Origin of the sequence: uncultured Bifidobacterium sp. (assembly GCF_949292005.1) — a bacterium.
GTDB lineage: Bacteria > Actinomycetota > Actinomycetes > Actinomycetales > Bifidobacteriaceae > Bifidobacterium.
In genome coordinates this window covers 1-22,245 of sequence record NZ_CASEXV010000036.1, presented here as the reverse complement: position 1 = coordinate 22,245, position 22,245 = coordinate 1, and the positions used below count along the sequence as shown (strand labels likewise).

At 60.5% G+C, this 22,245-nt stretch carries 20 protein-coding genes and 1 other RNA gene; 18 read left to right on the top strand and 3 right to left on the bottom strand.

What is annotated here, in order from left to right:
* The first annotated feature begins 197 nt into the window (after positions 1-197).
* On the top strand, positions 198-647 hold the full coding sequence (gene nrdR, locus Q1X90_RS02995; protein ID WP_300766405.1) for a transcriptional regulator NrdR: 450 nt from the start codon (positions 198-200) through the stop codon (positions 645-647).
* A gap of 231 nt (positions 648-878) precedes the next feature.
* On the opposite strand, the gene serA is transcribed toward nrdR, so the two are convergent.
* Both serA and Q1X90_RS02985 read right to left on the bottom strand, forming a co-directional pair.
* The gene (gene serA / locus Q1X90_RS02990) at positions 879-2,081 is read right to left on the bottom strand and encodes a phosphoglycerate dehydrogenase (protein WP_300766403.1); all 1,203 of its coding nucleotides are present in this window, start codon (positions 2,079-2,081) and stop codon (positions 879-881) included.
* 10 nt (positions 2,082-2,091) lie between these two features.
* Positions 2,092-4,371, bottom strand: coding sequence for an AAA family ATPase (locus Q1X90_RS02985; protein WP_300766401.1), 2,280 nt, complete (start codon positions 4,369-4,371; stop codon positions 2,092-2,094).
* A 284-nt stretch (positions 4,372-4,655) separates the two neighbouring features.
* Here Q1X90_RS02985 and mraZ point away from each other — a divergent pair, with 284 nt between their 5' ends.
* The 13 genes from mraZ to ssrA all read left to right on the top strand — a co-directional run bounded on the left by mraZ (position 4,656) and on the right by ssrA (position 19,598).
* Positions 4,656-5,165, top strand: a complete 510-nt coding sequence (mraZ, locus tag Q1X90_RS02980; RefSeq protein ID WP_300766399.1) for a division/cell wall cluster transcriptional repressor MraZ — start codon at positions 4,656-4,658, stop codon at positions 5,163-5,165.
* Between the two features lie 14 nt (positions 5,166-5,179).
* Positions 5,180-6,268 (top strand): 16S rRNA (cytosine(1402)-N(4))-methyltransferase RsmH, encoded by a 1,089-nt coding sequence (gene rsmH, locus Q1X90_RS02975; protein WP_300766417.1) that lies wholly within the window; start codon positions 5,180-5,182, stop codon positions 6,266-6,268.
* Entirely contained in the window at positions 6,268-6,720 is a 453-nt protein-coding gene (locus Q1X90_RS02970) for a hypothetical protein (RefSeq protein ID WP_300766415.1), read from the top strand. Before rsmH ends, Q1X90_RS02970 begins: the two co-directional genes overlap by 1 nt.
* A complete protein-coding gene (locus tag Q1X90_RS02965; RefSeq protein ID WP_300766397.1) occupies positions 6,717-8,510 on the top strand; it encodes a penicillin-binding protein 2 in 1,794 nt (597 codons plus the stop codon). Before Q1X90_RS02970 ends, Q1X90_RS02965 begins: the two co-directional genes overlap by 4 nt.
* Before the next feature lie 64 nt (positions 8,511-8,574).
* Positions 8,575-9,462, top strand: a complete 888-nt coding sequence (locus Q1X90_RS02960; protein ID WP_300766395.1) for a UDP-N-acetylmuramyl peptide synthase — start codon at positions 8,575-8,577, stop codon at positions 9,460-9,462.
* Positions 9,463-9,623: 161 nt separating this feature from the next.
* Positions 9,624-11,138 (top strand): UDP-N-acetylmuramoyl-tripeptide--D-alanyl-D-alanine ligase, encoded by a 1,515-nt coding sequence (gene murF, locus Q1X90_RS02955; protein WP_300766393.1) that lies wholly within the window; start codon positions 9,624-9,626, stop codon positions 11,136-11,138.
* A gap of 52 nt (positions 11,139-11,190) precedes the next feature.
* Positions 11,191-12,294, top strand: coding sequence for a phospho-N-acetylmuramoyl-pentapeptide-transferase (gene mraY / locus Q1X90_RS02950; protein WP_300766390.1), 1,104 nt, complete (start codon positions 11,191-11,193; stop codon positions 12,292-12,294).
* Positions 12,295-12,415: 121 nt separating this feature from the next.
* Positions 12,416-13,843: a UDP-N-acetylmuramoyl-L-alanine--D-glutamate ligase gene (gene murD / locus Q1X90_RS02945; protein ID WP_300766388.1), complete on the top strand. Its 1,428-nt coding sequence runs from the start codon at positions 12,416-12,418 to the stop codon at positions 13,841-13,843.
* Positions 13,833-15,101, top strand: coding sequence for a putative peptidoglycan glycosyltransferase FtsW (locus tag Q1X90_RS02940; protein ID WP_300766386.1), 1,269 nt, complete (start codon positions 13,833-13,835; stop codon positions 15,099-15,101). The genes murD and Q1X90_RS02940 overlap by 11 nt, the downstream gene beginning before the upstream one ends.
* Before the next feature lie 26 nt (positions 15,102-15,127).
* Complete coding sequence (locus Q1X90_RS02935; protein ID WP_300766413.1) at positions 15,128-16,297, top strand: UDP-N-acetylglucosamine--N-acetylmuramyl-(pentapeptide) pyrophosphoryl-undecaprenol N-acetylglucosamine transferase; 1,170 nt, start codon at positions 15,128-15,130, stop codon at positions 16,295-16,297.
* 107 nt (positions 16,298-16,404) lie between these two features.
* A complete protein-coding gene (gene murC / locus Q1X90_RS02930; RefSeq protein ID WP_300766411.1) occupies positions 16,405-17,952 on the top strand; it encodes a UDP-N-acetylmuramate--L-alanine ligase in 1,548 nt (515 codons plus the stop codon).
* Between the two features lie 2 nt (positions 17,953-17,954).
* Positions 17,955-18,983: an FtsQ-type POTRA domain-containing protein gene (locus tag Q1X90_RS02925; protein WP_300766383.1), complete on the top strand. Its 1,029-nt coding sequence runs from the start codon at positions 17,955-17,957 to the stop codon at positions 18,981-18,983.
* Positions 18,984-19,204: 221 nt separating this feature from the next.
* Positions 19,205-19,598, top strand: a transfer-messenger RNA (tmRNA) gene (gene ssrA, locus Q1X90_RS02920).
* Positions 19,599-19,767: 169 nt separating this feature from the next.
* On the opposite strand, the gene Q1X90_RS02915 is transcribed toward ssrA, so the two are convergent.
* Entirely contained in the window at positions 19,768-19,920 is a 153-nt protein-coding gene (locus tag Q1X90_RS02915; RefSeq protein WP_300766381.1) for a hypothetical protein, read from the bottom strand.
* Between the two features lie 128 nt (positions 19,921-20,048).
* On the opposite strand from Q1X90_RS02915, the gene Q1X90_RS02910 reads away from it, so the two are divergent.
* From Q1X90_RS02910 to Q1X90_RS07465, 4 genes are all read left to right on the top strand, one after another.
* A complete protein-coding gene (locus tag Q1X90_RS02910) occupies positions 20,049-20,951 on the top strand; it encodes a hypothetical protein (protein WP_300766378.1) in 903 nt (300 codons plus the stop codon).
* Positions 20,952-20,982: 31 nt separating this feature from the next.
* Positions 20,983-21,735 (top strand): RhuM family protein, encoded by a 753-nt coding sequence (rhuM, locus tag Q1X90_RS02905; RefSeq protein WP_300766377.1) that lies wholly within the window; start codon positions 20,983-20,985, stop codon positions 21,733-21,735.
* Positions 21,732-22,013 carry a RhuM family protein gene (gene rhuM / locus Q1X90_RS02900; protein ID WP_366944452.1) on the top strand — a complete coding sequence of 94 codons (282 nt, stop codon included), beginning with the start codon at positions 21,732-21,734 and terminating at the stop codon, positions 22,011-22,013. Before rhuM (Q1X90_RS02905) ends, rhuM (Q1X90_RS02900) begins: the two co-directional genes overlap by 4 nt.
* A 3-nt stretch (positions 22,014-22,016) precedes the next feature.
* A partial coding sequence (locus Q1X90_RS07465) for an ImmA/IrrE family metallo-endopeptidase (protein ID WP_366944451.1) occupies positions 22,017-22,245 on the top strand: 229 nt, incomplete at its 3' end.

Here is a 22,245-nt window from a genome sequence, read left to right as displayed (position 1 = left end):
TGAACCACGATGAGGATCCAACGCTGACGCCGGGGGAGAAGATAGTTCTTCCCGTCGATGCCGAGTCATGGTGAGCGTGGGCCACCCGAATCGGCAGTGGACTCTCGAACGCAGTCGTCGTTCACGTGAGCGCAGGCGCGGCGACACCATGGACAATCCGCCGGGAGAGTGCGCGGGATATGGCTATTCTGTAGGGTATGCACTGTCCTTTTTGTCAGAACCCCGATACCAAAGTCATTGATACGAGAATAAGCGATGATGGCCATTTGATTCGTCGGCGGCGTGAATGCCCCGTATGCGGTCGACGTTTCACCACCTTGGAGACGACCATGCTTCTTGTCACGAAGAGGTCGGGCAATGTCGAGCCTTTCGACAGGGACAAAGTCATCAGCGGAGTCCGCAAGGCGTGCCAAGGCCGTCCCATCAAGGAGGATGACCTTAAGGCGTTGGGGCAGCGGGTTGAGGAGGATCTACGCGCGCGTGGACTGGCCCAGGTGCGGTCCGAGGATGTGGGCAAGGCCATTCTTGGACCTCTGCGCGACCTTGACGAAGTGGCGTATCTGAGATTCGCGAGCGTGTACAGCAATTTCGAAGGTCTGGACGATTTCCAGAAGGCCATTGACGCGCTCCGATCGGAACGTGGATGAGGTTGCCGCCAAAGGGCGCATTCATAAACCGCGCGCCCATCAACGCACGGATTGCGCAGACATGGGCATGACGGACATGGGCATGGATGTGCGGCAACGGATGGTGCGGCAACGGCATAGATGTCACAGTCATGGATTTACAGGGGCGCAGGTGGCCGGAAGATTCCGTTCCGCGACTACCTGCGTCCTTGCGTTCCTGCGCCCTTTGTGCTGCCGAGGGCTTTCGGTCGATCAGAGGTCTATGATCCGCATCCTGATGGTTCCGGAAATGCTCCTCAGCGACTGGAGCGCCTGAGAGGTTGGCATGTGGGAGACGTCCGTGACGACGTATCCCAGATCGCCCTCTGTCGACAGGGATTGGGCCGTCACGTTGATGTTCTCGGCGCCCAGTATCTGATTGACCTGCGCGAGGACGCCTGGAAGGTTCGTGTGAAGATGGGCGATGCGCGCGTCGCCGGTTCCCGATCGGAGTGTCATCTGGGGAAGATTCGCCGACATGGTGGTCGATGAGCGGAACCAATAGTCCTGCAGACGCTGCGAGACGAAATGTCCAATGGACTCCTGGGCCTCCAGCGTCGATCCGCCGATGTGCGGCGTCAAAATCATATTGTCCTCATCGGCGAGGGGGGTGATGAAGCTGTCACCGCTTTTCTTTGGTTCGGTCGGGAAGACGTCCACCGCGGCGCCCGAAAGATGACCGGAATCCAGATGCCTTTTCAGAGCGTCGAGATCGGCGACGAAGCCACGTGAGAGGTTGATGAAAATCGCATCCTGCTTCATGTGCTCAAACTGATCCTCGCCAAAGAACCCGACGTTCGACTTGCGCCCGTCCACATGGAGGGACACTGCGTCCGATTCCTCCAGAAGTGCGTTAAGGGTCGGCATGCGGCGGGCGTTGCCCATCACCAGCTTCTCTTCCAAATCGTAGAACACCACGCGCATTCCCATGGCCTCCGCGAGAACGGACAGCTGGGAGCCGATATTGCCATAGCCGACGATGCCCAAGGTCTTGCCGCGAACTTCGTGCGAGCCTTTTGCCGTTTTATCCCACAGTCCGTGCTTGAGGTGATGGGTGTGCGCTGGGATTCGTCTCATCAGGCACACGATGTCGCTGATGACCAGCTCGACCACCGAGCGGGTGTTGGAGTAGGGCGCGTTGAACACCGCGATGCCCTTGTCCGCGGCGTAGTCGAGATCCACTTGGTTCGTTCCGATGCAGAAGCAGCCGATGGCCGTCAGATCCGGGCGTGCGTCGATGACCTTTCTGGTCACGGTGGTTTTCGATCTGATGCCGAGAACGTCGACCCCCTCAAGGGCCCCGATCAGCTCATCCTCTCCAAGGGCGCCGGATCGGGTCTCGACCTCGAAGCCGTGGTCCCGCAGCGATTGGGCCGCGAACGGATGGATGTTCTCCAACAACAGTGCTTTGGGCATATCCTCCACCTTAGATTTCCGAAGATCTTGCGTCGTCCCGAGTGCGGGCGATGACCAGCCGTTGCGTCGGCCTCGTCATAGCCACATACAAATCGGCCGCGGCCGTGATGCGTGATGGCGCCGACTGTTCGATCTCCCCTGGTTCCACAACCACAACGGCATCATATTCCAAGCCCTTAACAGAATGCGCAGAGCATATCGACACCTGCTCATCCCAGGATGCCTGGCCGGCGATGCGCTTGGCGTCGTCCGCGGGCAGGCCGGAGCGCAGTGTGGCGGTGATGCCGTCGCGGACATCGTCGCGCCAGGAGTCCGGAACGATGACGGCGACGCGTCCGGTTCCGTCGTCGGCCACGAAACGGCGTGTCAAATCAAGGACGGTGGAGCCCACCATGCTGATAAGTCCTTCTCGGTCGTCTGCGGTCAGGCGTGAGACGGATTGGGGCATGTCGCGCACCGCCTTGACGGTGGACACATACAGCCCGGATCGTTTCGCGAAGTCGGTGGCCAGATCGGAGACGGCTCGCGGATTGCGGTAGTTGATGGTCAGTTCCCGCAGATCCCAGTTCCCGGGGCCGAAGAGATGGTTCATGGTGGTATCCCAATGCCGCGTGCCTCCGAGAGAGGATGTCTGCGCGACATCCCCGACGATGGTGAACGATCTTGATGGGCATCGCCGCAGGAGCATGCGCCAGTCCATCGCCGTGAGCTCCTGAGCCTCGTCGACCACGACGTGCCCATATGTCCACGAGCGGTCGCCGCCGGCCCTCGTGGCTATGCTGTCCTCGTCGTCATCGCCCATGCTGTCGGCCAGCATCGAGGCGGTGACGATGCCCGAACCTATTCCCGCCTGGGCCAGAGTATCCCTGGCGAATCCGACGTCCTCATCCTTGCGGGTTTTCTGCGCGCGCCGCCGGGCCTCCTCCCTGGGATCGGGGCCGAGAAGTTCGAACGCCTCGTCGACAAGCGGAATATCCGATCTGGTCAGAGGCGACCCCTTGGGCCGGATGAGGCTTGAGATCTCCGCGTTGGTGAGCCAAGGCGCGAACGCGCCAAGTTGCGCGGGTTTGGCCAGCATCTGATCGATCAGCCATGTCGCCGTCATGGGAAGCCATGCGAGATTCAAGGAATGCCGCAGCTCGTCGTTCATCATGAGCTGGGTGTCCACGTCGTTGAGCTCATCCCGTTCGGGCGTGTAGTCAAGGCCTTCCACATAGCGCATCCTCAGAGCCGACATCATTGTTTTGAGGAAAGTGTCCCTTGCCTTGTTGTGGGGCTTGCGGGTGCTACGGGCGGTCGCGATGGCATGCTCCACGTCGGTGGCGAGCATCGGGACGTCCATGCCGTTCACTCTGGTGATCGGAAGTTTGGACGGGACGCGTTCTCGCGCCCTGACGGCGTTGGCCACCGCCGTGGCCATGCGTCTTTCGCCTTTGATGCGGGCCACGGCGGGGGCGTCGTCCCGGGTCGCCACGATTCCTGGAATGAGGTCGCCTATCGTTCTGCTGACCACTCCCGTCTCTCCCAAAGAGGGGAGGACCTGATCGATGTAGTGGAGGAATTCCTGGCTTGGTCCGACGACAAGCACGCCCGATCTTCCGAGCCTGCGCCGATGGGTGTACAGCAGGTAGGCGGCTCGATGAAGGGCGACGGCGGTCTTTCCGGTGCCGGGACCCCCTTGGACCACAAGCGCTCCGGGCAGGGGCGCCCTGATGATGCGGTCCTGCTCCCCCTGAATGGTGGCGACGATGTCCGTCATCCGACCGGTGCGGCGCTCGCCGAGGGACGCGAGCAGCGCACCTTCGCCGGTGAGCGTGCCGGACTGCGTGGCTTTGTTCACTTCGGAGGACGCCATATCGAGAACCTCATCCTCGATGCTTGCGACATCACGGAAGTGAAGGGTGATGTGCCGACGCATCACGACATCGCCATGATGCGCAGGTGTCGCCTCGTAGAAGGGCCTGGCCGCCTCCGCCCTCCAATCCATGAGAAGCGGCTTGTGGTTCGTGTCCGACAGCCCGATGCGCCCGATGTAATGACGCTGTCCATCCGATTTGTCGAGTCGGCCGAAAACCAATCGATCCTCGACGGCGCGAAGCTGCATGAGCCTGTCCTCGTACATCGTGGCGAAGGAGTCGCGTTCCGTCCTCTGCGTGGGGGAACCGTGGGAACCCGCTGCTCTCACCGCCGCGAGACGTGATCGTGTGTTGTCGCGCAATGTGTCCAAACGGTCGTACAGACGTGTGACGACCTGCTGCTCGGCGTGAAGCTGTGAGGAGTAACTCGACATGCCAATCCGTTTCATGTGGTGGAAATATCAGGCATTCAAATCTACCGTCACCCCTCTACTCGTTGCGTTTTTTGAGCGTGCGGGCGAACCGGGAATAACCGTCACGACCTTGCCGGCGTTTCCGGCGTGCCGGGAGGTGTGGCTGATTCTGCGGCCCTGAAACACACAAAGCATATAGAAGTGGGGGATTATGGTGCCAAGTGGGGTAAAGTGGTGAATTGTTCGTTTGGCAATGCGTGACGGGCCAGAGTGGATGACCGATTTCGGCGAAGGAGGTGACCGCGATGAATCCGGCAGACGGCGAGACCTCGACCGACGACGCGTCTCTCGGAAGCTCCGGGGCCTCTGCGGCGCTTCCGCTTCTTCTCGGCACGTATGCGCCCAAAATCGACGCCAAAGGACGAATGGCGCTTCCGGCCAAGCTCCGGGGCCAGCTGGGCGCGGGAATGGTTATGGCCAGGGGACAGGAGCGGTGCGTGTACCTCCTTCCCCAGTCGGAATTTCGCCGCATCGCCATGAGGATCCAGCGCACATCGATGGGGAACAAGGCGGCCAGGGATTATCTCCGCGTGTTTCTTTCCGGTGCCGTGGATGAGGATCCCGACAAGCAGGGAAGGATTCTGGTGCCGCAGATGCTGCGCGACTACGCGGATCTGGGGGATGACATCGTCGTGATCGGAGTGGGGACGCGGGCCGAGATCTGGAACAGGACGGCGTGGGAGTCGTATCTCGAGGACAAGGAGCAGGGATATTCCGATATCGCCGATGACGTTCTTCCGGCGGTGGACTTCTGATGGACGGGGTTGCGATGGAATCGACGTTGACGGAGGGGAATGCGGTCAGGAGAGCCGATACCATCCACAAGCCGGTGCTTCTTTCCGAGTGCGTGGATCTTGTGGTTCCCGCCCTCGGGCATAAGGGCGCAGTCGTGGTCGATTGCACGCTTGGACTTGCGGGACATGCCATCGCCTTTCTCAAGGCCGCTCCGGAGGCGACGCTTATCGGCATCGACCGTGATCCCGAGGCGCTTCGGTTGGCCACTGGACGCATGGAGTCGGAGGGTCTGTCCGATCGCTTCGTTCCCGTGCACGCCGTGTTCGACGATTTCGGGGAGGTTCTGGGCGCGCGGAGTGTGGACAAGGTCGACGCCGTATTCATGGATCTCGGTCTGTCGAGCCTGCAAATCGATGAGACGGAACGCGGTTTCTCCTATTCGCATGACGCGCTATTGGACATGCGCATGGATCCGGAGCAGGATCTGGACGCCAAGCGCGTTCTGGCCACGTATTCGGCCCAGGAGCTTGAGCATGTCTTCCGAACATATGGAGAGGAGCGATTCTCCCGCCAGATCGCCTCGAGAATCGTCAGAACCAGGGACGACCATCCGCTCACGATGTCATCGCAGCTGACGGCGCTAGTCGATGAAGTCGTTCCCAGATCGCACAGACCCGCGGGCAACCCGGCCAAGAAGGTCTTCCAGGCATTGCGAATCGAAGTCAACGGGGAATTGGATAAGCTCGCCTCCACGCTTCCCCAGATAGCCCTTCACCTCTCCGTCGGGGGCAGGATCGTCGTCGAGTCATACCACTCGTTGGAGGACCGGACTGTCAAATCCTTCATGTCGAAGGGGCTTAAGGTCGATGCTCCGCCTGATCTTCCCGTGGTCCCCGCCGATGCGATGCCCTTCTTTCGCGCATTGACGCGTGGAGCGGTGAAGGCGGATGACGCCGAGATCGAATCGAATCCACGCTCCGCGTCGGTGAGGCTCCGCGGGGTCGAGCTGATCCGTCCACTGCCCCGCAGATGGGTCGACAAATGGTCCGACCCTCCCGACGTGGACTCTCGGGGCAAAGAACAGCACATGAATGACTCGCACAGAAAAGCAAGGAGACGATGATGGCCGCCACACAACGCAGCATCCGCTCGCATGCGGCACCGGCCAGGCCGGATGAGGGAACGCGCCGGATCGAGACCCGCCCGCAGCTGATCCTCCGTCGGCATGATGCGGGCGATGCCATGGCCCGGGGTGTCCATCGCATAGCGACGTGGACCAGATCCCGCAGGGCCCCTTTGATCCATGTGGTCATCGCCGTGATCTTTCTTGTGGCGTCTCTTGTCGGTTCCCTTCTTTTCCGGACGAAGATGGTCGAGAACTCGTTCGAACAGACCCAGGTGGAGTCGAGCATTTCCACTTTGACGCAGGACATCCAGGCCGATCAGGCCAAACTCGACGACTTGGAGACATCGCTTCCGGACAAGGCCGAGAAGATGGGCATGATCCCCGCGCAGAAATCAATCTCGATCGATCTCAAAGGATATAAGGCAGAGGACGCGGACGGGAGCAAATGATGAGACGACGTGCCACATCCACCGCGACGAGCATGGTCAGGCGAATTGTGGTGGTGGGCCTTGTTCTGGCGTTCCTCGCGTTGGCATGTCTGTGGAAGTTGGCGTCCATCCAGCTTCTTGATGGGCGGAGCATCGCGCAGGCCGCCACCGCGAGGCGCACGCTTCCCGTGACGATTTCGGCGAGTCGTGGGCGCATCCTCGACCGCAATGGCACGGTTCTGGCCTCCAGCGTCGAGCGATACACGATTGTGGCCAACCCCGAGGCGATCTCGAGTTTCGAGCCCGTCACCTGCACGACATCCACATCAAGCTATTGCCATCAGATTAACGGCAAGCCGGTCGGCGTGAAGGGAGCCGCGGCGGTGGCCAGGCTTCTCGCGCCTGTGCTGAAGATGAGCGCGTTGAAGCTCGGGGCGATGATGTCCGTGTCGGGTCAGTACGCGGTTCTCAAGAAAGATGTCACACCCAAGGTCATGCGTAAGATCGAAGCCCTCAATCTGGGTGGTTACATCTACGGGGAACTCAGCAGCGACAGACTGTACAGCTCAGGCACGCTGGCCGGCGCGCTCATCGGCGGCGTGAACGATGACGGCGATGGCGTCGCGGGGATCGAGCTCATGGAGAACAAGGTCCTCACGGGCACCGATGGATACAAGGTCTATCAGCAGGGTCTGGGAGGTGAGGAGATTCCCGGAACCGTGACCAAATCCAAGGCTGCCGTGAACGGGAGCGACGTGGAGCTGACGATCGACAGCGACGTGGACTGGTATGTCAAGAAGGTTCTGCAGGCCGGGGTCAAGAAATACAACGCCGACTGGGCGATCGCGGCGGTTCAGGACGTGTCGACGGGTCAGATCCTCGCCTTGGAGGATTCAGACAGCATCACAGCCGGCAGCGACAAGGCCAAGATGAGCGTCTCACGCGCGGTCGGAACCACCTTCGAACCAGGATCGATCGGCAAGGTCCTGTCCATGTCCGGGATGCTGCAGACGGGCGTGCGCAAGCTCACCGACAAGTTCACCGTTCCGTGGAGCATAGAGAAGGACGGACAGACCTACCATGACGCAGAGGAGCATGTCACCAGCAAGTGGACGTCGTCGGGGATACTCCAGCAGTCCTCCAACGTGGGCATGATCATGGCGGCGGACAAGTATTCGGACAGCGACAGATACAAGTACCTCACCAAGTTCGGAATCGGACAGTCCAGCGGCATGGGCATACCCGGTGAGTCGTCAGGAACGCTGACCTCGTCGGACAAATGGGATGGACGAACCCGCAACACTGTTCTTTTCGGCCAGGGGTACGCGACGAACGTCCTGCAGATAACGAACGCCATCGCGACGATCGCGAATAAGGGCGTGCGGGTGCAGCAGTCGATTATCAAATCGGTGACTGCGGCGGACGGCACCGTGACGACGCCGTCGAAGGGGAAGTCCGTTCGCGTGGTGGATGAGGATGTCGCATCGCAGATGATGAACGCGATGGAGTCGGCCGCCGAGAACTACGACCAATTCGCCAAGGTGGATGGATACCGTGTGGCATCCAAGAGCGGCACCGCAGAGGTCGCGGGCAGCGACGGGACGCTGACGGGAATCGTTGCGGACTGGTCGGGGATCACTCCGGCCGACAACCCGCGTTTCGTCATCACCGTGGTCATCAAGAACCCCGAAGGGATATATGGAGGTCTGACCGCTGGTCCGCTTTTCAAGGAGATCGGTGAATTCCTTATGCAGAAGTATCAGGTAGCCACATCGAAGACGCGTACGGATGCTATCCCGGTGACTTGGTGAGACGGGTGGGACGTCCAACGGCCCACATCGTGCGCGGCAACGATGAACGACGAAGGGATGCGATATGGGACTGGTGAATGAGGCTATGTCGAAGCACGTGACGCTGTCCTATCTCGCGGGACACTATGATCTTGAGCTTCAGCCCGAGTCGGCGGGAGGGGTGACCGTCACATCGGTGACGGATGACGTCGACCGGGTCCGTCCGGGCTCGTTGCTGCTGCTCCCGGACGCGCAGGAGGGTGACATCGAAACCGCCATGGCCAAGGGAGCCTATGCGGTGGTACTTGGAGGTTCCTGGCGCGAGAAGCCGCCCATCTCCGACATCCCCGTGCTCTATGGGGACCCGACAGGTGAGCAGATCGGCGCGATGGCCTCCGATATGGCGGGATCGCCCTCCACCTACCTCGCCGTGTTCGCCGTCGCCGGAAGCGATGCGGACGAGGTCCACGCGACGGTTATCAGAGTGGCGGATTTTCTCCACATGCTTGGCAACCCCGTCGCCGTCATCAGTTCGGCCGAGTCGCGGTCCTTGGAAAGGCGTCTGCTGTTGCACTATCCCATAGGATCGTTGGATGTGCAGAACACACTGTCGGTATCCGTGGAGGATGGAGCGGCCGCGGTGGTGATCGCACTTGATGATGAGACTCTGAGATTGGGGGCCTTGGACTCGCTGGGAGTGGATGTTCTCGGATGTGTGGATGCGGGCCGTCAGGGAGTGGACACGGACCAGATGTTGTCGCGGCTGCGGGATGGATACGGATTCGAGCTGTCCGAGAACGCGCAGACGGTCGGCACCACGGCGGAATCGGATGAGTTGGCGGAGCAATCCGGAATAGCGTCGGATCCCGATGGGCAGCGCAGGCTGTCGTTGGCCATAGCGATGGCTCTGGGGGTGGGAGTGCGTCGAAGCACGATCAGAGGGGCTCTGAAGGTGTCCAAGGAGCTGCGGTAGTGGTCCGTCGGATCGGACGAGCGCGCGTGGCCGCGTCCAGCGGATAGACGTTGATGGGACGGTTGCGGAAGAGTTGCGGAAGATATGGGTGGTGAGAGAGGTGGAGGGACTGGAACGTGAGTGATCCAGGACGAGATGGTGTCCAAGACGATGGTGGCCGCATGATGGACATGGATGTCGAGACTGTCGCCGAGGCCGTTAGGGGAAGCGTGAGGCTTCATCGTTCGAATGCGGTGGCCCGTGGCGTGGTCGTCGACTCCCGCCGGGTCGTTCCGGGATCCGTTTTCGTGGCGGTCAAAGGGGAGCGTGTGGACGGCCATGACTTTCTTGCGCAGGCCGCGTCCCAAGGAGCGGTGGCCGCGTTGGTGGATCATGAGGTTCCAGACGCCGGGATACCACAGATCGTCGTGGCTGACACCATATCGGCATTGGGTGATCTGGCGCGGAAGAACATCGAGTTGCGTCGCCGGGAGAAAGCTCCCTTTACCGTTGTGGGGATCACCGGTTCGGTGGGCAAAACCACCACGAAAGACATGCTGCGCGGAATACTGTCGGACGTCGCGCCGACCGTGGCTCCCGTCGGATCGTTCAACAACGAGATCGGGCTTCCGCTCACGGCTCTTGAGGTGGGTCAGCGAACCCGCTTCCTCATCGCGGAGATGGGGGCAAACCACGTTGGGGAGATAGCTCGTCTGACGGGCATCGTTCCTCCGGACGTTGCGGTTGTGCTCAAAGTGGGCACCGCGCATCTTGGCGAATTCGGATCGGTGGAGCGCATAGCCCTGGCGAAAAGCGAGATAGTCAAAGGTCTGGTTCCTCAAGGCGTAGCGGTGCTCAACGCGGGCGATCCCCGTGTCGCGGCCATGTCCTCCATAGCGCCTGGGGATGTTCTCTGGTTCGCTGATCCGGATGTCGACGTCGCGGGACGGCACTGTCTGATCGAGGCGACGGATGTACGCGTCGACGGATGGGACAGGGCGTCGTTCACCGTCCGTTCCGGTGAGGATTGCGAAAGAATCGAACTGGGCATACCGGGACGGCACAATGTGGTGAACGCGTTGGCAGCGGCCACGGTGGCCCGGCATCTGGGAGTGGAGCTGTCCCGCATCGCCGGGGCGCTGTCCAGCGTCGACCATATCAGCCCCCATCGCATGGACGTGTCCGCCGTCGACAGGAATGACGTTCGGTTCACGCTTATCGACGACTCCTTCAACGCGAACCCGGATTCCATGAAGGCGGGAATAGATGGGCTCGTCGGATGGGGGTCGGACGAAACGGGCCGCCAAAACCGTTATAGGATCGCGGTTCTGGGCGCGATGCTTGAGCTTGGGGCGGATGGAGGCGCGCTTCACAGCCAGGTCGGTCGGTATGCGGCCGAGCATGGTGTGGACGCGGTGGTGGCGGTCGGCGGTCCGGGAGAGCTCGATGACCTGTCTCGATGTCTTGCCGATGGGGCCCGCGAAGTCGATCCGACGCGATCGGAGTCGGTTTCCGGGCCGGAGCTTATCGTCGAGACGGCGCACACCACGACGCAGGCCGATGCTCTTGTCGAACGCATCGCGCGTGACCATCCCGGTTCGGTGGTGCTCCTCAAAGGGTCCCACGCCTCGGGGCTCAGCGCACTGGCGTCCGAATGGACTCGCAACGGCGGAAAGGGCGGAGTCGATAGGTCATGAGCTTCGTGTGTGATGGAGGCATGAGGACCGAGAGAGAAACGGGGTTGACGACATGATTTCGTTGATCATAGGGATTGTGGTGTCATTGCTGGTGGTCATCCTCGGCACACCTGTCCTGATCAGGCTTGTTCACCGGCTGCATTATGGACAGTACATACGTCAGGATGGGCCGCGTTCGCATCAGGTCAAGCGCGGGACCCCGACGATGGGTGGCGTGGTGATCAACCTCGCGATAATCCTCGGATGGGCAAGCTCCGCTCTGTACCGCTATCTCACGGTCGGGAGCGCGCCCTCGTGGTCGGCCATCCTCGCCCTTTTCGCGATGGTGTCGATGGGGCTGCTGGGATTCATCGATGATTTCGCGAAAGTGCGCAAAAAGCAGAATCTTGGGTTGTCCGTGAGGGCGAAATTCATCGGACAATTCATCTTCGCGACCATCTACGCCGTTCTGGCGCTGATGATGCCCACGAAATCAGGCTTCGCCAGCGCGCAGTCCGGCATGAGCTTCATCGAGACGCCGTTCCTGAGCTTCGAGGGGGCGGGAAGGGTTCTGTCCATCGTCATATTCGTCCTGTGGGTCAATTTCCTTATGACCGCTTGGACGAACGCGGTCAATCTCACCGACGGCCTTGACGGACTGGCGTCGGGATCCTCCATGATCGCCTTCGCGGGCTATGGCCTGATCGCGTTTTGGGAGAGCTACCACGTGAAGGGATCGGGACGGCCGGGATTCTCCTACGCGGTGTCCGATCCGCTCGACCTCAGCATCATCGCGGTGTGCGCCGCCGTCGCATGCTTCGGCTTTCTGTGGTTCAACTCGAATCCGGCGACCATATTCATGGGTGACACCGGATCGCTGGCGCTTGGCGGGCTTTTCGCGGCCCTGTCGATCGCGACGCACACCGAGTTCCTCGCGTTGATCGTGGGTGGATTGTATGTGATTGAAGCCATGTCCGACGTGATCCAGGTCGGGTTCTTCAAAGCCATACATCGTCGGGTCTTCCGGATGGCTCCCATCCACCATCATTTCGAATTGCTGGGATGGAGCGAATCGAAGGTGGTCGTGCGCTTCTGGATGATCGAGCTGATGTTCGTCCTCACCGGTCTGATGGTCTTCTATGGCGATTGGGTCGGTAGGTCCGGATTGCTGCTGTGATGCCGCCGGCGCGGGTGAGTCGCGGCGTGGCCGGATGGTTTGCGTCCCGCGTGGCTGTTGGCGTGATGTGATTGGTCGGATCGGTCGGCGGTCGGATCGGTCGAGTGGAAAGGATGATGTCATGGACGTCTCAGGGAAAACCGTGGTGGTGGCCGGAATGGGCGTTTCCGGAAGGAGCGTCGCCGAGGTTCTGCGAGGGCGTGCGGGCCGCGTCATCACCGTGGATGAGAAGCGTGCCGATGCGGATGTCCACTCTTTCGACGATGTGGATTGGGATGATGTGGATCTGGTCATGAGCTCGCCGGTGTTCAATCCACGCACCGCCTTCATAGTCGAGGCTCGGCGTCGGGGGATTCCCGTGGTGAGCGAGGTGGAGGTCGCCTGGTGGTTGAGGACCACCGCTACATCGACGGGATCGGCCGCCGGATGGATAGGAATCACGGGGACGAACGGGAAGACGTCGACCACCGAGATGACGTCCGAGATTCTGACCGCATGCGGTTTCGATGCGCCGGCTGTCGGCAACATAGGCAAACCGGTGTCGCATGCCGCGGTCGATCCGGATCATGATGTGCTGTGCGTCGAATTGAGCTCTTTCCAGTTGCATTTCACCGAGTCGTTGGCATTGGATTGTGCCGCCATCACCAACATCGCGGCCGACCACCTCGACTGGCATGGCGGCATGGACGCATATGCGGCGGATAAGGCCAAGGTTTTCCGTAACGTCCGTAAAACGCTGGTGTACAACTCTGATGACGACCGGGTGTCGTGCATCGCCAGATCGGCCGTGACAGGTCCGTCATGCAGACGGGTCGGGTTCACTCTGGGGGCGCCGGAGTCAGGATGCATTGGCGTGTCGGATGGATGGATCGTGGATAGAAGCGGTGTCGCCGGTGGTGAGATCGGGGAGTCGGTGCCGTTGCTCAGTCAGGCTTCGCTGACCCATCTGTGCGAGCCTGATGGAACCGTATACCCGCATCTTCTCGCTGACGCGATGACGGCTTTGGCGCTGGCCCTTGGCTATGGTGCCGACCGCGGACGTGCGGTGGAGGCGCTTCGGACGTTCAAACCAGGCGGACACCGCATCCAGACCGTGGCCACGTTGGGGACGGGGAATGCCGCCATACACTTCGTCGACGACTCCAAGGCGACCAACGCCCATGCTGCGGCGGCCTCGTTGGGAAGCTTCCGGCCGGGATCGGTTGTCTGGATTGCCGGAGGGTTGGCCAAAGGCGGACGTTTCGAGGATCTCATCACGCAGCGTCGGTCGATCATCAAAGCCGCGGTGGTCATCGGCGTCGACCAGCAGCCGATGCTTGAGGCCCTACGCGCCAAGGCTCCGGAGATTCCGGTCACCGTGATCGATCCGTCGGACAAGTCCGGCGTCATGCGTCATGCGGTGGAGGCCGCGGGGCGATACGCGGGCGAAGGAGATGTGGTGTTGATGGCCCCCGCCTGCGCGTCGATGGACCAGTTCGCGTCGTACGCGGACCGTGGCGATCGGTTCGCGGAGGAATCGCGACGGTGGGTGCGGACGCATGACTTCTAAAAAGAGGTTGTTGAGGAGGGTGTCGTCGCCGGGCCATGACGCCTCCGCGTCGACCCAGCCGGCTGCGTCGACGGATGGTTCCCAGCCTGGGCCCTCCAATGGGTATGTGGGTATCCGCAACCTTGTCAATCCTCTATGGTGCTACCACGGGTTCCGTCTGGCCGTGATCACGCTGACCTGCTTCGGTGTGATCATGGTGTTCTCAAGCTCATCCGTCACGATGGTGTCCGAGGGGTTGTCTCCTTGGAGCCAAGCCATCAGCCAGTTCATCTACTGCGTTATGGGACTTGTGCTTGGAGTGGCGGCCATGTATATGCCAGCCGATCGCTTCAGACGGTATGCGGGGATGCTGCTGGGCCTGGCGCTTGTGCTTCAGCTCATAACCTTCACGCCCTTGGGCATCTCCGTGAATGGGAACGCCGGATGGATAGGGATCTCGGGGAAGTTCACCATGCAGCCGGCGGAGTTCATGAAGCTCATGCTGTGTCTTTGGCTTCCCCGTGCGATGAGCATGTCGGCGCGCAGGTACGAGCGTGACGGCATGCTCGCCTACGTCTGGCCGGCGCTGTTCTTCGGCCTCTGCCTTCTGGCGGTTCTTGGAGGCAAGGATCTGGGAACGGCCATGATCGTCATCATGATCGGTGCGGCGGCCTTTCTGGTCGGAGGATTCCCGATGAAGTGGCTCCTTGGCATCGTCGGCGTTCTGGGGGTTCTTGTCGGTCTGATCGTCGTCACCAGTCCGAACCGCCTGAACAGAGTGCTCGCGGCCTATCAGAGCTGCACCAGCGAGCAGGCGCAGAAGGTCTGCTACCAGGCGATCCATGCGAAATACGCGATGGCCTCCGGAGGGTTCTTCGGCGTGGGAATAGGCAACTCCAAGGAGAAATGGAACTATCTTCCCGAGGCCCACAACGATTTCATCTTCGCCATCATCGGCGAGGAGACGGGATTCGTGGGAGCGGCTCTGGTCATCCTTCTTTTCGTCGTCATCGGATGGTGCCTGATCTGCGTGGCGTTGCACATGCGGGACCAGTACGCCACGCTTGTCCTGGTGTGCATCGCGATATGGATCGTGGGTCAGGGGCTGGTGAACATCATGGTGGTCGTCGGACTTCTTCCCGTCATGGGGGTGCCCATGCCGTTCGTGTCCGCGGGAGGGTCCTCGCTGATCATGTGTCTTATGGCCGCGGGGGTGGCCATAAGCATGATGAAGGAGCAGGATCAGATCAAGGACTATGTCACTGCGCTAAGCTCATGAGCGTGACTGAGAAAGAGCAGGAAGAGATCATCCCATCCGCCCGTGTCGTCCTCGCGGGAGGCGGGACGGCCGGCCATGTCAACCCGCTGTTGTCGGTGGGGGACGCGATCAGGCAGAGGGATCCGCGAGCCGTGGTCACCGTCATCGGCACGAATCAGGGTCTGGAGAGGGATCTGGTGCCCAAGGCGGGGTATGAGCTTGACACCATCGACAAAGTGCCGTTTCCCAGACGTCCCGACGCGTCGATGGTCATGTTCCCCTCGCGGTGGCACCGGGAGTTGGCCCGTGTGCGCATGATTCTCACGAACCGCCAGGCCGATGTGGTGGTGGGGTTCGGAGGATACGCCTCGGCACCCGTGTATTGGGCCGCGCATCGGATGGGGATCCCCATCGTCGTGCATGAGCAGAACGCGCGCGCCGGCATGGCGAATCGCTTGGGGGCGCGATGGGCGACGGTTGTGGCGACGGCCTATGACGACACCGGGTTGACGGTCGGATCCGAAGCGGAGCTGGTTCGTGTCGGGTTGCCGTTACGACCTGCGATATCGCGTCTTATCGAGGCGCGTGAAAAGGATCCCCGTGTGTCGAGGCGTGACTGCGCACAGGCGCTGGGGCTCGACCCCGATCGTGAGATAGTCGTGGTGACGGGCGGATCGCTGGGAGCTGTGAGCGTGAACGTCGCGGTGTCCTGCGCCGCGCGTGAGCTTCTGCGTCACGCGCAGGTCGTGCATCTGACGGGACGGGGCAAGGACGTCGACGTGCGTGCCATGGTCGCGCGTCAGGCCGGCGCCGATGTCGTCAACGATGTCGGGCCCACCAGCGCGGGCCAAGGGGACTACCATGTGGCGCCCTATTTGGAAAGGATCGACCTCGCTTTCGGCTGCGCGGATCTGGTGATCTGCCGGTCTGGTGCGGGAACCGTGTGCGAGCTGTCCGCGTTGGGCGTCCCCGCCGTGTATGTGCCACTGCCGATCGGCAACGGCGAGCAGAGGTTCAACGCGGCTCCAGTCGTTGAGGCCGGTGGCGGGCTGCTGGTGTCCGATGAGGAGTTCACGCCGTCGTGGGTGGCGGACGACATTCCGGGTCTTCTGTCGGATCCGGAGAGGCTCGTCGAGGCCGGTCGCCATGCGTGGTCGTATGGTATCCGTGACGCCGCGGGCACAATGGCGTCCAAGGTTTTGTCGTTGGTTCGATGAGCGCGCACGGCATCCAGGGAGTTGACCCAGGGTGCGGCCATACTGGAGGGGCGATTAACCCGCAAAGGAGACGTGGATTGTCAGAGATCACAGGAACCAAGGGAATCATGCTGGACCCCACCGTGGACGCCTTTTCGGAGGCGACGGTGGCGTCGGATCTGGGACCCACGCATTTCATTGGAATCGGGGGCGCCGGCATGAGCGTTCTCGCGGAGATGCTCAACCAGCGGGGAATCAGGGTCACTGGATCGGATCGTGAGGCAAGCGCGAAGACATCAAGGCTGGAGGATCTGGGAATCGTCGTCCATATCGGGCAGAAGGCGGAAAACGTCGATGGCGCAGCCCTCGTGGTGTACTCGTCGGCGATCAAGCCCGACAATCCTGAGATCCGGGCTGCAGAGGCACGGTCCATTCCCATCGTCCATCGAAGCGACATCCTTGCCCTGCTCATGCGTGACAAGCGCGCCGTCACCGTGGCCGGAGCCCATGGGAAAACCACGACAAGCTCGCTTCTCGCGCACATCCTTCGTACGGAGGGCGCCGGCACACTGGCCGATCCGAGCTATGCGATTGGCGGGACGATCCAGGGTCCTGATGGTTCCACATTGGATGGGGGACATGCTGGCCGTGGGGACGTGCTGGTGGCCGAGGCGGATGAATCCGACGGAAGCTTCCTGAAATATCGGCCGTCCATCGCGGTGATCACCAATGCGGAACCGGATCATCTCGATCATTATGGAACGGCGGGCGCGTACCATCAGGCCTTCGTCGACTACGCCGGACACGCTGTGGACCGCATCATCATATGCGTCGACGACGACGGGGCTCTGGATGTGCTTTCCGCGTTGGATGCGGATACGGCAGGCCGTGTGGTCGCCTACACAACGCGCGACCCCCGGGAACTGGGTGATCTTCGAGGTGCCGCGGTCGTGGCGATCGAGTCCGAGTCCGAGGCATCCGGCAGCGGCGAGGAGCGTTTCGCGGTTGTGCTTCCCCAAGGTCTTCTTCAGGATCTGAGGCGATCGGACGATGCGGGGATCAAGATTCCCGTGTCGTTGCGGATTCCGGGGACACATAATGCCCGCAACGCGACGGCGGCCATAGTGGCCGCGACGCTTCTGGGAATGGATCCCCGTGCCGCCGCGCGTGGGGCAGGATCCTTCCTGGGCGCAACGAGACGCTTCCAGCTCCGCGGTGAGGAGAAGGACGTGAGGGTGTTCGACGATTACGCCCACCATCCCACGGAGGTCGCCGCGCTTCTGCATGCGGCCCGTCGTCGGTTCCCTGACAGTCGAATCAGAGTGCTTTTCCAGCCGCATCTTTTCTCCAGAACGCGATTCTTCGCGAAGGAGTTCGCGCAGGCGCTCTCACTGGCGGACGATGTCATCGTCACAGGTGTGTTTCCCGCCCGGGAACGCCAGGAGGATTACCCGGATGTGTCGCCGCGGACGATAGTCGATGCCGCGCGGCGCGTCGATGCGCCGGCGCATGACTGGATCCATGCTGTGGACGATATGCATCTCGCCGCACAGATGATGGCTATGCGTTCGCATCACGGTGATGTGGTGTTTACCGTGGGAGCAGGCGACATCACCGATATGGCGCCCGTGATACTTCATGCCCTTGAGGCGCATCGTGAGACTTGTGGGTCCTGAGCATGGTCAGACGAGTTACCGGGAAGGCGTCGTCGAAGCCAGACAAGTCCGTTGAACCCGATGCGCGCAATGGCGAACCTCCTGCAAGAGAGGCGAGGTCGGGGTCCGCTCGTCAGACGCGCTCGCATGGCAGAGGACACAAGGGTAGTCGACGCACCCAGGGCACGTCCTCCGTTCCAGGTGAGTTCGTCGACGCGCGGGGGCTCGCCAGCGAGGATCTGATAGACAAAACCCTCAAGGAGACAAGCAGCCCGTTGGGAGTCATCGCCAGACCCAAGGTGATTGACATCTCCTCCCGTCTCCACGAGCGCAAACGCGCGCGGATTCGTGCCATCGCGGGGCGGATTGCCGCGGCCGTGTCCTGCGTCGCCGTGATAGGGCTTCTGGCGTGGGTCGCCTTCTTCTCGCCGGCGTTTCGGCTTGAGGAATCGGGGATCACCGTCGTCGGAGGGAACGACTGGGTGTCGAAAGCGCGGATATTGAGCATCGCCACGACGCAGTCGGGGAAGTCGCTGTTCCTGGTGTCATCAGGGGACGTCGTCGGCGCGTTGGAGGACATCCCCGGAGTGGTCAACGCGACGGTCACAAAGAAGCTTCCCAACCGTCTCGTCGTCCAGGTCAAGGCACGGCGTCCCGCCGCCATGCTTAAGGATTCGCACGGCACGCTGACCGCCGTCGACTCCAAAGGCCGCGTCCTCAACTCCGTAAAAGGGGCGTCGGTCAAAGGCATCCCCGTGATTGGTGTGGACAACGTGACGACCGCTCTGAAACGCGACGCGGTCAAACAGGCGCTGTCGATCCTCTCAGCCCTTCCCGAATCCATGAGGACGCGGGTGAGTTCGGTGACGGCGAAGACCCAGGATTCGGTCACCACGGTGTTGGACTCCGGAACCTACACGGTGGTGTGGGGCGACTCGTCGGATATGACGTTGAAGATCGCGGTTGTGACGAAGCTGCTCGAGGACAAGAGCGCTATGTCGGGGTACAGCACGATTAATGTCTCCGCGCCTGAGCGCCCCATCGTCAAGTAGGGCGAAGCGGGTGTGGGGTACGCGGATCGGAGAGATACGGGTCTTAGTGTCTCGTCGGCGCAGTCGGTATACGTCATACTCGGCGGTGCTTGACGGCGCTGTCCGCCGGATGAGTGTTCGCCGTGGGAGTGTTCCCTCCATGGCATCGTCGGAAGAGGGATAGAATGAAGTGTCCGAGTGATTCGGTGGTGTGACGATTCGGACGGTTTGATAATTTCAAAGGGGCTGATCGGTTTCGACGGTGACCTGTTCGTCGCAGGGAAGCGTGCCGAGAACGCGGAGTCCACTCGTGGATGTCCTCCGCAAAACAACAAGTGCTAAATCTAACCGCACTGAGTTCGCTCTCGCTGCCTGATTTCCATCAGGATTAACCAGTGAGCAGCGGCTCCGTTCACTCTCTCCCGTCTTCGGGGGGATGCTGAGCGTCATTTGAAGACTTGCTTCAGTCGTTGACCTTCGGGGCGACTGAGGGACTTTAACCGCAGGTATGCTCGCCATCGATCGTCCGCGACACAGATGGGGGCAGAAAAACTGCCATACGGCCAGCGGACTACGCACGTAGAAGACTGAGGGTACGGTCGCCGGACCCGGGTTCGATTCCCGGCAGCTCCACAGGCAGATTGGGGCCACTCCGTGAGGGGTGGCCTTTTTCGTTGGTATTGTTGACTTCTCGTGCAGTTTCTCTCATGGCCATGGAAGAGGTTTTCACGGGTTTGCGGGTGCTTTTGGGTGGTATTAAGGTGGTGTTTCAAGGGGTGGACCTGCGCGAGATCGTCAATGCGGCCTACGAGGGACTCGTCGAGGAGATGGGGGAGTACTCGGAGGGCGAGGCCGCCATGCTCCCGCGCATCCCGAGGCTTACGGTCTGGTCGCGAACAGGGACGCGAACAAGACCAGCGAGCGCGACGTGGATGATTTCGGGGCGTGAAATGCTCATTTCGCGTCGTTTCAGTGGTTTTAAAAATAGTCGAATTCGTGCAGTTTTAACAGTAAGTTGGAGTCATGGGTGGGGGTGGTGGAGGACGATAGTTTTGTGGACATTCAATCGATGTTTTCCGTGGTTTCATGAATAAGGTAAAGGGAGGCGCAGCAATGGGGTGGTTCTCAAAAATTTTCGGAGGGAAATCTAAACAAGAGGGATGCCCATCTGTGCCGTCTGCGTGTATTACAAGGGATGAAATAATTGTCGCTCATGCTTGTCGCACAGGTCAACCAGTTCAGACGTCACCACCTGATCTGAATCAGGCACTTTACAGTTCTGTAAATCAGGCGGATGAGATGTACAGAAACGCCAAGCAATTCAACACTAATCTCAATCGAAACACGGGAATCGGCGCCCAAGTCTATGTGTACGACGGGTCACCGTTGAGGGGAATTAAATTTGGGGAACATATCATCGCCCAAAGAGTCACGAGGCACATCAAACTACAAAGTACATTGAAGAAAATGGGTATGTGGGAGTCGGGTGGCGACGGTGTCGCATTCTCATACCACGGGATTCCCTTTGGGGTTGTGTTCTCTGAATATGCAACCCGAGACGCTGTGGAACTGGAGATGGTCAGGACTGGTACTTATGCGCCGGGCATACCGGAGATGCATGTATTCAGAGCTGACAAGGCTGCTGCCGCGAGCATGAACACTGATCCTGAACGATACAAGCCAGCCAACCGTCGTCCATCTGGATTATTGGAAATGAAGGCGGACTCGAACGTGTCGGTGGTGGGTGAGGAGGATTCTCAGGAAATTCTTGACGCGTTCGATGATGGCGCCTTGGTGTGGGTCAGGATGTCAACTGGCGAGATCCCCAGGGGAAAATCAACGGGCAAACAGACTGTTGTCATCACCATCGATGGCAATCGTGTCGGATGGTTGACGGAGCTTCAAGCGGCGAAGCATCTAGCGCAGATCCCCGACAAGGGTGCGATTGCACTGGCGCGGATTAAACGGGGCCAAAGAAGCTTGAATTGACTGTAAAGCTCCCCAAGGGTGGTGACGGCAAGTGAATGATGACATTGAGAAACAACCAAAAGCCGAGATAGTCCTCTACCAGGATGAGGGCAGTAATGTGCCTGTGCAGGTCACGTATTGGAATGAGACGTTCTGGATGCCGCAGAAGGGCATCGCAGATCTATTCGGCGTAAATGTTTCCACAATTTCGAAACATCTAGCAAACATCTATGCTGAGAAAGAGTTGGAAGAGGATTCAACTGTTTCCAAAAAGGAAATGGTTCGGAATGAAGGCGGCAGAACGGTTCGGCGGGAGATCACGTTCTACGATCTGGATGCGATCATCGCCGTGGGCTACCGGGTCAACAGCATGCAGGCCACCCGATTCCGTCAGTGGGCCACGGGCACGTTGAAGGAGTATGTCATCAAGGGATTTGTCCTCAATGACGACATGCTCAAGAACGGCCGTCCGTTCGGCGAGGACTACTTCAAGGAACTCCTGCAACGAGTCAGAGACATCCGCACCAGCGAAAAACGCTTCTACGTGCAGATCTGCGAGATCTTCCAGGAGATCAGCTATGACTACGACAAGGATTCACCCATCACTCGCCAGTTCTACCAAGAGGTACAGAACCGATTCCACTTCGCCGCCACCGGACACACCGCACCCGAGATCATTAACGACCGGGCCGATGCCGGCAAGCCACACATGGGGCTGACCACATGGCAGGGGTCACCCGAGGGACGCATCCACTCCAGTGACGTGACCATAGCCAAGAACTATACCTCGACGAGAACGAGCTGAACCGTCTTAACCGGCTCTCCTCGGGCTTTCTGGACGCGATAGAGAGCCGCATCGAGAACAGACAGCTCACCACGATGGCCGAATGCATCGAACTGGTCAACCAGTACATCCACTTCACCGGCGGCCCCATCCTGCAGGGCAAAGGCAGTAGAACACGGAAACAGGCCGATACGAAGGCAAAGAAAGAACTGCAAAGATTCAACGAGATCGATCCCGGACAGCTCTCGGATTTCGAACGGCAGGTCAAACGCATCGAGCGCGGAAACCAAAACGAGTAGCACATGCTGACTGTGGACGATCTGCTGGGGAAGGCGGAACGGTTGGGGATCGATGTGCTCGAGGCCGCCCTGCCGCATCCGTACTTCGGATACTATGACGACGATCGCAGGGCTATTACCATCGGTCATGACCTCAGACCATGGCAGCTCAGATGCGCTTTATGTCACGAACTCATCCACGCGATCCACCGCGATACGGGATGTGCGACCATGCAGGGCATGCGGGCCGAAC